This is a genomic window from Lyngbya sp. PCC 8106, assembly GCF_000169095.1.
Taxonomy (GTDB): Bacteria; Cyanobacteriota; Cyanobacteriia; order Cyanobacteriales; family Microcoleaceae; genus Capilliphycus.
In genome coordinates, this window is sequence record NZ_AAVU01000002.1 from 65549 (window position 1) to 77786 (window position 12238).

Genomic DNA, 12238 nt, shown 5'->3' on the forward strand with positions numbered 1-12238 from the left:
AGTCGCTGATCCTGTTCACAAAGCTTCAATCTGTGTGTATCTGTACTCTAAAAATCAATAAATTCAGGCAAAAAAGTAAGATGCAGAAAAAAAGTAAGATGCAAAGAGATCGAAGTTCACCTGATCGATTTTAACGTTTCTCCTTCTCACTTGGATAGGATGAACCCAGTGAACCTCTTGATCAATTGTCTAAAAAGTTGCAAATCTTATCAAACATCCCAACTCCCAAGTTTTGATAAAATAATCAAACTACAATCGATCAACTGTCGAGCTACGAAACGTCAGCACCCCGCTCTAAAGAGACGGGGCATCATGCTTCTCTTTTTAGGTAGCTGACCAGCCTAAGTCCCTTGAGGGCTACGTTATCGGCAAGAGTTAACGTTCCTACCCGGAGATGCGTGGCCAGTCTCCGGCTCTAGAACCACAGCATTAAACAGTCCTACGAGGGGTAAGACAGTGTGTTGTGGAAAGTACCGACCGATAACTTATGCGAGGCAAACATTACCCCAGAAATGGGTGTTGGGGGCAACCATACCCCCATTAATTTTTTTACAGGCGGTTAAAACCGCTCGTGTCGAGTTTCCTCCCCGGTCTAAAGACACGGGGCTTCCACTCTACCGGACTATTTCCCGTGAATGTTTTAGTTATTGGAAATGGGGGCCGTGAACACGCCCTCGCCTGGACATTACTGCGATCGCCCAATGTTAAACAAGTGATCTGCACCCCAGGAAACGGAGGAACCGCTACTCTCAAAGGCTGTCAGAATCATCCGATTGCTGTAGATGACTTTGAGGGAATCAAACGTATTGTTCAAAAGTATAACGTTTCTCTCGTCGTTGTTGGCCCGGAAGTGCCACTCGCGTTAGGGATTACCGATTATTTACAACAAGACAATATTCCTGTATTTGGCCCCAACCAAGCCGGGGCGCAACTCGAAGCCAGTAAAGCTTGGGCGAAAAACCTCATGCAGCAAGCCCAGATTCCCACCGCCCAAACCGCAGTATTTACTGATGCAGAGACAGCCAAAGCCTATGTCAAAACAGCGCCGATAGTCATTAAAGCCGATGGTTTAGCCGCCGGAAAAGGGGTGACGGTTGCTGATCGGGTCGAACTCGCCCATGCTGCGATTGATGAGATTTTTGCTGGCGTATTTGGCCAGGAAAATCAGACGGTGGTGGTCGAAGAATATTTAATCGGTCAAGAAGTCTCTGTACTCGCCCTCACAGACGGTCAAACCATTCGTTCGTTAATTCCCGCCCAAGATCATAAAGCGATTGGTGAAGGGGATACAGGCCCAAATACAGGGGGAATGGGGGCTTATGCTCCGACACCCATTTTGACAGATTCCTTACAACAACGGATTCAAACTGAAGTTCTCGAACCTACGCTTGCGACTTTGCAAAAGTGGGGAATTGACTATCGAGGGGTGATTTATGCCGGGTTAATGATTACCCCAGATGGAGAACCCAAAGTTTTAGAATTTAACTGTCGGTTTGGTGATCCCGAAACCCAAGCGGTTCTCACGTTGTTAGACACTCCTCTCGATGAACTCATACTGGCTTGCTGTCAACAACGGTTAGCTCAATTTCCGCCCCTATCCTGGAAACCTGGAGTCGCGGTCTGTGTGGTTTTGGCGAGTGGTGGCTATCCGGGATCTTATCAAAAAGGTTACGCTATTACTGGACTAGAACAGGCAGAAGCCAAAGGTGCAACAGTATTTCACGCCGGAACAAAACTGCAAGGGGATCAAGTGATTACCGATGGGGGGCGAGTTCTAGGCGTTACTGCTGTCGGTTCGACTTTTGAACAAGCCATCACAAATTCCTATGAAGCGTTAGACTGTATCCAGTTTGAGCAGATGTATTGTCGGCGCGATATTGGCTTTCGGATAGCCTCGCTTTAGCAGAGATCTCACCCCATGACTCGTCATTTATGAGGAGTTCTGGAAATAGAGAATTTGCCTGTTTAACAAAACTTAACTTAGAATCAGCAGTGGGCATGATAGTGAATAGTTCGGTAAACTAACCCTATGGTTCATGGCTTCATCCCAACTGCAAAAATCTCAGATCTCAAACCGTCGGGAGATGATAGCAATTCTGAAAAAAATTGGTGAAATTATCGCAAACTGGTGGTCGGAGTTTACCCTCCAGACCCGATTAATGGCCGGAGCCACTCTGGTTGTTTCCTTATTGATGAGTGGTTTAACCTTCTGGGCGGTTAATGCCATTCAAGAAGATGCACGTCTCAATGATACCCGCTACGGTCGAGATTTAGGCTTACTGTTAGCCGCCAATGTTGCTCCCTTGATCGCCGAAAACCGACGCGATGAAGTTGCCCGTTTTTCTCGACAATTTTATACCAGTACCTCCAGTGTCCGGTATATGTTGTACGCTGACCCAGATGGGGAGATCTTTCTCGGTTTACCCTTTTCTGATTCTGCCGTTCAAAATTCTCTCACGCTCAGACGGCGGATGCAACTCCCCGATGATTTTATTACCAGTATCAAAGCCGGAGATTTTACTTCTATTCCGATGGTACGCCAACACATGACTCCCGGTGGACAGGTGACAGATGTGTTTGTTCCCTTAATGGATGAAGGACAATATTGGGGAATTTTAGCCATTGGAATTAACCCGAATCCCACCGTTGTTGTCTCCTCAAATTTAACACGGGATGTAACTCTGGCGGTGTTTGTATCAATTTGGGTTATGGTGATTTTAGGGGCGGTCTTTAATGCGTTAACCATTACTCAACCGATTAAAGAACTATTAAGAGGAGTTCAAAATATTACAGTTGGGAATTTTCAGCAACGAGTTGATTTACCCTTTGGTGGAGAACTGGGGGAATTAATCATTAGCTTTAATAAAATGGCTGAACAACTCGAAAGCTATGAAGCCCAAAATATTGAGGAGTTAACCGCCGAAAAAGCCAAACTAGAAACCCTCGTTTTAACGATAGCAGACGGAGCAATATTATTAGATGCTCAGTTGAATTTAATCTTAGTGAATCCCACCGCTCGACGTCTATTAAACTGGGATGGAAAAAGCATCATTGGGGAAAATGTGATCAATCATTTCCCTTTACCGTTATTACAAGAAATCTCTCTACCCTTACAACAAATCGCGAGTGGAAATCAAGAAGGAGGAGAATTTCGCTGTTCTTTAGGCGAACCCACAAATCGCACTCTCAGAATTCTCCTCAATACAGTTCTATTACATAAAGCACCGGGATTAGATCCCCTTTGTGGAAGTTGTTTTAGCCATACCAATAAGACGTGTAATTCTCCCGAATATCCCCAAGCTAATGAATGTAATTTGTATCAACACAACGATCACTTAAAACTCGAAGATCAATATCGGGATAGTCTGAAAGGAATTGCGATGACCATTCAGGATATTACCCGAGAAGTTGAATTAAATGAAGCCAAAAGTCAGTTTATTAGTAACGTCTCTCACGAACTGAGAACCCCACTATTTAATATTAAATCCTTTATAGAAACCCTTCATGATTATGGTGAGGATTTAACCGAAGCTGAACGACGAGAATTTTTAGAAACTGCTAATTATGAAACGGATCGTTTGACTCGTTTAGTGAATGATGTATTAGATTTATCCCGGTTAGAATCTTGTCGAATTTATCACTTTGAAGGTATCGATATTGCTCAACCAATTGAACAAACTTTACGCACCTACCAACTCAACGCCAAAGACAAAGGAATAGAATTGAGTCAGGATTTTGAACCCGACTTACCGGCTGTCTTAGGTCATTATGATCTATTGCTACAAGTCTTTGCAAATTTAGTCGGGAATTCCCTCAAATTTACTGAAGCCGGAGGACGGGTGATTATTCGCGCCTATCTTTTAGATGATGAGCAACCCAAAGTTCTTAGCAAAGAAGCCGAAGAAATCGAAAAAGGGGGCTGGATTATTTCACCACCCCCCCCTCGTCCATTAGATGACAAAATCGCGTTAGAAATTCCTTATACACCTCAATATGTGCGAATCGAAGTTTCTGATACGGGAAGTGGAATTGCACCCGAAGATCAAGAAGCTGTATTTACCCGATTTTACAGAGTTGAAAATCGAGTTCATACCTTAGAAGGAACTGGGTTAGGACTATCCATTGTTCGCCATATTATGGAAAAACATCGCAGTCAAGTACACTTGATCAGTGAATTGGGTATCGGTACCACATTTTGGTTTGATTTAGCTGTCTACCAAGATGTTCAAGATTTTCAGGCTCACACACAAGATATAGAATATATTAATAAGTCTTTACCGAGCAACAACAACTAAAGGGGGGCGATCATCTTGGATTTTATCTTACCTTTTTTGTTTTTTAAAACAGCGATCAGAAGATAGCTAATCCCCTTGATCGCCCTGTAAATCCGCTAAAATGGCGAGTCTAATGATGATGGCGGTGCGGTATTAACCGGAAAATTGCTCTCAACGGCATTGTTTTTTTATTTGGGTATTAACCGCTTACCAAACTGAGCGTAAAGAGCGGGAATAACCAACAACGTTAACGCCGTAGACGTAAATAAACCGCCCAAAACTACAATCGCCAAAGGTTGTAAAATCTCATTTCCAGCACCACTAGCGATCGCCAAAGGTAACATACCCAAAGCCGAAGTTAAAGCCGTCATCAAGATCGCATTTACCCGTTCCAAAGAACCGTTAACAATTACATCTTTAAGAAACATTCCCCGAGCAAACTTTTTGTTATAGTTATCCACCAACAACAAACCATTACGAACCGCCACCCCAAACAACGTAATAAAACCGATCAGAGAAGCAACAGAAATCACGCCGCCCGTCACTAAAATCGAGACAATACCGCCAACCAACGCCAACGGTAAATTCATCATAATCGCAATTGTAGCCGGGAGTGATTTAACCGAAAAAAACATCAACACCCCAATCACAAACGCCGCCAAAATGCTGTAAATTAGCAAGTTATTGGTCGCATTTTGTTCGGCTTCAAACTGACCCCCATACTGAATAAAATAACCGTTGGGCAGTTGAATATTCTGTTTAATTGTGGCTTGAATATCGCCAACCACACTCCCCAAATCCCGCTCGGCAACATTGGCAGAAACCACAATTAACCGCGAAACATCCTCGCGATTTACAACATTTGCTCCCATGCCATATTCAACCTCAGCAACCTCACTCAGAGGAATAATTTGACCCGTCGGAGTAGAAATCGTAATCCCACGAATGGCATCCAAACTATTGCGAGCATTCTTGGTTAACGAAACAGAAATATCGATCAGTTGCTGATTTTCCGCCACCTGGGATACCACCCGACCATTAAGCGCCGTTTCCACTATCTCTGATAATTGTTCCATACTCAACCCATAAATTGCTGCCGATCTACGATTATATTTAATTTGCACCTGGCGGATAGGTAATTGCGGTTCAAGCTGCAAATCTACAACCCCATAAATCGGCTTGATCACATCTCGAACCCGTTCGCCAATTGTACGCAGTTCTCCCAAATCAGGCCCAAAAATTTTAATCGCGATCGCACTTCTCACCCCTGATAAAACCTCATCCATGCGGTGAGAAATAAACCCGCCAATATTAGGAGCAACCCCCGGTAATTTTAAAAAAGTTTCTCGCAATTCCTTAACACTGGCTTCGCGATTTTTGAGCGCAATATCGCTGAGTTCCACATCAACATGAGCCATATTTACCCCCGCCCCATCCGCATCGCCGGGAGTTCGCCCCGCCCGCACTTGCACCCATTCATAACGGGGATTATCCTGAAGTAAATTCGATAACGTCATCCCCGCCCGGTTCGTCATATCCAGAGAAACTCCCGGATACAATACCATTGAATTTACCAACGATTTCTCTTGAAATTCGGGCAAAAATACCCGCCCCAAAGACGGAACGATCGCACAAGTTCCAACCAACGCAGCGAGCGCCATTGTTAATATAATTTGAGGCGATCGCAACGACACATTCAACCAAGGACGATACAAACGTTCCGCCCAACGGGAAATAAACGTGCCTTCTTGGGGCAAAGTTTGGTTAGCCAATAAAATCGCACAAAGCGCCGGAGAAAGCGTCATCGCCACCAAAGTAGACGCACAGATCGACAGCAAATAAGCCAACCCCATCGGCGCAAAAATTCGCCCTTCCACACCCGTTAAACTAAAAATCGGGGCGAAAACAACCACAATAATTACCGTCGAAAAAATCACCGCCAAACGCACTTCAACAGAGGTATCATAAACCACCAGAAAAGGATGTTTAGGATTATCCTGAGCTTGATTGTTTCTCAGTCCCCGATAACAATTTTCCATGTCTACGATCGCATCATCAACCACCGATCCGATCGCAACAACTAAACCGCCCAAAGTCATCGTGTTAATGCCCAAACCGAAGGCTTTCATAAACATTAACCCGACCAATAAAGAAAGGGGAATGGCGCTCAAAGTAATAGCAGCAGTCCGCCAATTCATCAAAAATAGCAGCAGAATTACCGACACGATAATGATCCCTTGAATCAGAGAACCGCTAACATTCCGAATGGCAGAATCAATAAAATTAGACTGGCGAAAAGTGCGAACGATTTCCACGTCGGGGGGAAACGTTGGCCGCAACGATGCCATCACCGCTTCGACTGCTTTGGTAACAGTTGGAGTATCCACATCGGGCTGTTTATTAATCATCAAGACAACCGCAGGTTGCCCGTTAAAACTCGCATCACCCCGCTTGAGGGCGACACCGATTTTCACCTCCGCCACGTCTTGTAGCAAAATGGGGATGCCGTTTTGTACCTTCACCACCGACTGCTGCAAGTCTTCGATCGAGTTAACCTGTCCAATTCCCCGCACCAAAAGTTCTTGACCCCCGCCAATGAGGAAACCGCCCGGAGCGTTAGAATTTGCGCCTCTGGCGGCATTGGTAACATCAGTTAGGGAAACATCGAGCGATCGCAATTTTGCCGGATCAACCAAAACCTGTTCTTGGCGTTCGTCGCCCCCGTAAATGGTCACTTGAGAGACTCCCGGCACCGAGAGAATTTGATTGCTGAGGGTGACTTCCACCAGGCCGCGCAGATCCATCAGGGAAGTTTGCCCCTGTTCATTGACCGTGAAAGCATACTGTAATATCGTGCCGAGGGGGGATACCAAAGGCGAAATTTCTGGGGGATGTGCGCCCTCTGGTAGCTGGTTGGTGACTTGTTGGAGGCGCTCTGTTACCGATTGCCGTGCTTTGTAAATGTCGGCATTTTGGTCAAACACCACTTGCACCATCGACAGCCCTACTTTGGAAGACGATCGCACCGTCGTTACTCCCGGCAAGCCATTCACCGCACTTTCAATCGGTACGGTAATTTGGGTTTCGACTTCTTCGGGTGCCAATCCCACCGCTTCGGTTTGAATATCAACTTGAGGAGGAGCAAATTCGGGAAAGACATCTAGGGGCATTTGGCTGATACTGAAAACCCCCCAAACGGTAACGAATATCGCACCCGCAACGATTAGCCAACGATGGGCGATCGAAGTTTTGAGCGTATTATTGAGGATTGAGTTAAACATTCTAAATCAGAAGTCCCCTTTACTTGCGGTTGCCCATAACAACAAATCCCCCAACTAACAGCACTACTCCCCCAGCCAGGGCTGCTAAAATTCCCATCGGGAAACCTCCAGATTCTTCAGCTATTTCACTGGTTTGTTGAGCAACAGCATCCGACTCAACCAGATTTCCCGCAGTATCGTGGCTATGAGGGATTCCTTGAGTATCTGCTTGAGCATGAGTAATATCGGTTTGGGGAGAAGATGTTGGGGCTGGACTGGCTGCTACATCGACGGTTTGGGTTTTGCGGGATTCGGCGTAAAGGGATAAGCTACCCTGAGTGACTAGATTTTCCCCAACAGACAATCCTTGAGTCACTTCAATTAATTCGCCTTCGCTGGCGCCAGTTGTCACGGGAACCGGTTCATAGAAACTTTCATACTGCACAAAAACAAGCTGTTTGCCATCGGAATCAACTAATGCCGTTGCGGGAACCATCACCCCGTTTCCATCGGTTGTAGCTTGTTCGATGGGGGTGACAACGATACCTAACATTGAATCGGTTTCGGGATTAACTTGCACCCGTTCGATTCCGCCTTCGGCTTGAAATTCGTCTCCGTGTCCAACGTGGGCTAGTACAAGGTTAGGCGTACTCAGGGTTAAACCGATAGTCAAAATAGAGCTAATAATAGAAATGGGTTTCATACTGCCTCCTCACAAAAATGCAGGTTAAACAAAGATCATCCATAGTGTGCCAAAGGACGGATGAAATTCAGGTGAAATCGCAGACTGTTCGATAAAATCTAGCTCGTGAGGGTTTGTTTAGGATAATGCGAATTTTGTTAGCCGAAGATGAAACCGATTTGGGACTAGCTGTTAAACAAGTTTTGGTCAGTGAAAAATATGTGGTTGATTGGGTAATTGATGGCACTCAAGCCTGGGACTATCTGGAAAGTCAGTGGACAGATTACACTGTGGCGATCTTTGACTGGTTGCTTCCGGGTTTGTCCGGGTTGGAGTTGTGTCAGCGTCTGAGAGTGCATCAGAATCCTTTGCCGATATTGATGTTGACGGCTTTGGGACAATCGGAAAACCGCGTTAAAGGGCTGGATGCGGGGGCGGATGATTACCTCGTTAAACCGTTTGTGATGGAGGAATTGCTAGCCCGGTTGCGGGCGCTTCAAAGGCGATCGCCCCAGTTGCAACCGCCTTCGCTGACTATTGGTACATTTAGCCTCGATTATGCCAATAATGCCCTCTGTGTTAAGGGAAGTGAGGTTTCTCCTACCGTTATTCCTCTGACAATTAAAGAGTTTCAAATTCTGGCTTATTTAATGCAAAATCGCGATCGCATTATTCCCGGAAGCAAAATTCGCCATCAACTTTGGGATTTTAATGAGGAACCGATCAGTAATGTTGTTGCGGCACAAATGCGGTTATTGAGACGAAAATTAGCCAGTTACGGGTGCGATTGTCCGATTGAAACGATTCCCGGTCAGGGTTATCGATTTAATACGTCATTAATTGAATATTGAATTATCAATTATCAATTATTCATTATCCATTATCAATTATTCATTATCCATTATCCATTATCCATTATCCATTATCCATTATCCATTATCCATTATCCATTATCCATTCCCTGTTCCCTCTCTTGGTGCGCGTTACGCAGAGCGGATTGAGAATCCGCAGGGTCGCACCGCTGTTCCCTGTTCCCTGTTCCCTTTTTCCTATGAATACTCACAAACTTTTTCGCCGCAGTCGGATTAGGTTGGCGCTTTGGTATGCGGTTGTGATGGGAGTTATTTTAAGTCTATCTGGGTTGGGAATGTATCGGGCATTAATTCAGTCGAATTGGAATGCTTTAGAACGGGAAATTGAATCAATTGCTGGAACCCTCCATGATAGTCTTGAACCCATGTTACCCGCTTCTGGTGATCCGGTTGTAATTTTACAGCAAATTTTTCCAGAATTGTGTCTATCCGAGCAATCTTGTAATGTGAGCCAGAGTTTAATTCAGCGTCATACAATCGGGATTAGCGATCGCAGTACCTATTATATTCGACTGTTTGATTATCGGGGAAATCTTTTGGCGTTTTCGCCCAATCAACCCGCCCAAATTTCCAACCGTTTAACATCGACTTCCTGGCAAACAATTCATGCCGCCGATGGCACACGTTACCGCCAATTTACCACAATTCTGCACGGAGCCGATGCCAATTTTGCCAAGGATAATTCGACCTCCTGGGGTTATCTACAAATTGGGCGAACGCTGGCATCTTTTGACGCGGAAACGAGAAGAATTAACTTAATTTTAGTGATTGGATTTCCGATAGCATTGGGTTTGGTTGTGGCTTCTAGTTGGTGGCTTTCCGGGTTGGCAATGCAGCCTATTTATCAATCTTATCAACAGCAGCAACAGTTTACAGCTAATGCAGCCCACGAATTGCGATCGCCCCTGGCGAGTCTTTTAGCAACGGTAGAAGCGATCTTGCGGGTTCCACCGTCCGACCGACAAAATATTAATATGATGTTGGATACTATCGAGCGCCAAGGAAGACGGTTGAGCAATTTAATTTCGGATTTATTATTACTCAGTAGTCTCGAACAAAATACCGTTTCCAAACCGTTTCAAGTTTGCTGTCTCAACGACTTGGTTGGTGACTTATCGGAAGAATTTTTAGAACTGGCGATCGCCTCGGATATTCAGCTTTATAGTTCTGTTCCTGAACATCTAATCTATGTTCTCGGAAACGAACAGCAACTCTATCGATTAGTCTCCAATTTAATAGCAAATGCGATTCAATATACTTCCTCGGGCGGTTCGGTGAGGATTGATTTAAAACAACATGATTTCACTGCAATTATCGCGGTAAAAGATACTGGAATTGGGATTCCATCCGGCGAACAAACTCGCATTTTTGAACGGTTTTATCGGGTTGATAGCGATCGCTCCCGCAAAACGGGGGGAACTGGTTTAGGATTGGCAATTGTCCAAGCGATCACCCAAGTTCATAGGGGTCAGTTAAGCGTTGAAAGCCAAGTTAATCGAGGTAGCACCTTTACGCTACAGTTAGCCGCTCATTCTTTTTCAGTATTTTATCGGGAGAAAAAACAAAATTGAATTAATTCTTGTTTAGGGGGCTATTTAACAAGAATGTCGGATTTTATCGGCTTATTTTTTTGATTTAACCGTAGAGTGAGTTAGATTGTAGAGTTACAAAACAGACAACAATAAACTGACTGCTAATAAACCCAACAAGACTAACCAAACCCCATTATTTTTTACCCAATATTTGATTGCTCCTAACCCTTGAGGAGAAGATTTGACTGGGGGAGGCGGTAAAATCGGTTCAGAACGATCATGGTACAAAGTGCATTCTTTGGCATAGGGACGTTGAGGAAAATTACAAGTATCATCCTCATGGTAGAGACAACTACTACACAGATAAGTCTCTTGAGTCGCTCGATGCAACGGGATACCGGGATGACCAAAAGCCTTAAGCTGAAACTTGCAATGGGGACAAGCGAGCGCCTGAGAATCAACGGGTTGATGACAACGGGGACATTCTGGCATTTTGAATAAAATGTTGTTGTTGAAAGAGATCAAAGCGAAAGATCGCACAATAGATAGAATGTAAGCCAGGATCAATTAAAGTGTTGAGTTTAATCGTTTTACTCTAACTAGACCATTTTAGCCAAATCTCAATCTAAGAAAATGGACAATAATAGTAACAACATACTCAAGCAACTCCTGATGCTTGGCATTGGAACCACCTCTCTCGTTGCGGAGAAACTCCAAGAAGTTACCGATCAGTGGGTTAAAGATGGTACCCTCAACCCAGAACAAGCAAGCGTCTTTATGGACGATATGATGCAGCGACTCAAGCTTGAACAAGGAAACTTTGAGGAACTACTTCAGCGACAAATGCGAAATGTCATGCAAGATGTTGGGGTTCCCCGTCAGACTGAACTCGATGAGTTGCGGGGACGCCTTGATCGTTTAGAACGTCAAATTCGGGATTTAGAAAATCGTCTCTGGCGTTAGGGACTCGCAACGCGGTAAAGTAAGAAACGGGTTGATTCTGATGCAGACTGAGGAAAGTTAACCGTGAGAGAAATATTAGTTAGCCTGGGTATTGTGATTGTTTGTGCTTTCGCTTTGTTGGTTGCTCAAGTGACGACCACCGAAGAAGCAACAGCATCAAATATCCAAACGACTCAACAGACTTCCACTTCAGAGGTGAAAACTTCGAGTAATCCTCTGTTAACCCAAGGCATTGCTTCCAAAGCCAATGTCACTTTAGCTCAAAATATGGATAGTGAAGAAAAGATGGTGACAACTGACTCCGGTTTACAGTACGAAGACGTAAAAGTAGGAGATGGTGCCTCTCCTCAAAAAGGTCAAACGGTTGTAGTTCACTACACTGGAACTTTAGAAGATGGCACAAAATTTGACAGTTCTCGCGATCGCGGTCAGCCGTTTTCATTTAAAATTGGTGTCGGTCAGGTGATCAAAGGTTGGGATGAAGGTGTTGGTTCGATGAAGGTCGGCGGACAACGTAAACTGGTTATCCCTTCTGATTTGGGTTATGGTGCCCGTGGTGCGGGTGGCGTCATTCCTCCGAATGCCACTTTGCTTTTTGATGTGGAATTGTTGGATATTAAATAATCGCTTTTCTGCTTCTGGGAATGAGGAGATC

9 protein-coding genes are annotated in these 12238 nt (G+C 44.7%); 6 read left to right on the forward strand and 3 right to left on the reverse strand.

Going from position 1 to position 12238, the window contains the following annotated elements; genetic code table 11:
* The first annotated feature begins 631 nt into the window (after window positions 1-631).
* Together purD and L8106_RS01415 are read left to right on the forward strand one after the other, a co-directional pair.
* Window positions 632-1903: a phosphoribosylamine--glycine ligase gene (purD, locus tag L8106_RS01410; RefSeq protein ID WP_009782370.1), complete on the forward strand. Its 1272-nt coding sequence runs from the start codon at window positions 632-634 to the stop codon at window positions 1901-1903.
* A 181-nt stretch (window positions 1904-2084) separates the two neighbouring features.
* Window positions 2085-4295, forward strand: a complete 2211-nt coding sequence (locus L8106_RS01415) for an ATP-binding protein (RefSeq protein WP_039895305.1) — start codon at window positions 2085-2087, stop codon at window positions 4293-4295.
* Between the two features lie 167 nt (window positions 4296-4462).
* Here the strand turns inward: L8106_RS01415 and L8106_RS01420 are convergent, their stop codons facing one another.
* Window positions 4463-7555, reverse strand: coding sequence for a CusA/CzcA family heavy metal efflux RND transporter (locus L8106_RS01420; RefSeq protein ID WP_009782372.1), 3093 nt, complete (start codon window positions 7553-7555; stop codon window positions 4463-4465).
* A 19-nt stretch (window positions 7556-7574) separates the two neighbouring features.
* Window positions 7575-8237, reverse strand: a complete 663-nt coding sequence (locus L8106_RS01425; RefSeq protein WP_009782373.1) for a cobalt transporter — start codon at window positions 8235-8237, stop codon at window positions 7575-7577.
* Window positions 8238-8362: 125 nt separating this feature from the next.
* On the opposite strand from L8106_RS01425, the gene rppA reads away from it, so the two are divergent.
* Both rppA and rppB read left to right on the forward strand, forming a co-directional pair.
* Entirely contained in the window at window positions 8363-9067 is a 705-nt protein-coding gene (gene rppA / locus L8106_RS01430; protein WP_009782374.1) for a two-component system response regulator RppA, read from the forward strand.
* A gap of 200 nt (window positions 9068-9267) precedes the next feature.
* Window positions 9268-10659, forward strand: a complete 1392-nt coding sequence (rppB, locus tag L8106_RS01435; RefSeq protein WP_039895267.1) for a two-component system sensor histidine kinase RppB — start codon at window positions 9268-9270, stop codon at window positions 10657-10659.
* Between the two features lie 93 nt (window positions 10660-10752).
* On the opposite strand, the gene L8106_RS01440 is transcribed toward rppB, so the two are convergent.
* The gene (locus L8106_RS01440) at window positions 10753-11112 is read right to left on the reverse strand and encodes a hypothetical protein (RefSeq protein ID WP_009782376.1); all 360 of its coding nucleotides are present in this window, start codon (window positions 11110-11112) and stop codon (window positions 10753-10755) included.
* A gap of 141 nt (window positions 11113-11253) precedes the next feature.
* Here L8106_RS01440 and L8106_RS01445 point away from each other — a divergent pair, with 141 nt between their 5' ends.
* Both L8106_RS01445 and L8106_RS01450 read left to right on the forward strand, forming a co-directional pair.
* The gene (locus tag L8106_RS01445) at window positions 11254-11583 is read left to right on the forward strand and encodes a phasin family protein (protein ID WP_039895268.1); all 330 of its coding nucleotides are present in this window, start codon (window positions 11254-11256) and stop codon (window positions 11581-11583) included.
* A 63-nt stretch (window positions 11584-11646) separates the two neighbouring features.
* A complete protein-coding gene (locus L8106_RS01450; RefSeq protein WP_009782378.1) occupies window positions 11647-12207 on the forward strand; it encodes an FKBP-type peptidyl-prolyl cis-trans isomerase in 561 nt (186 codons plus the stop codon).
* Window positions 12208-12238 lie beyond the last annotated feature (31 nt).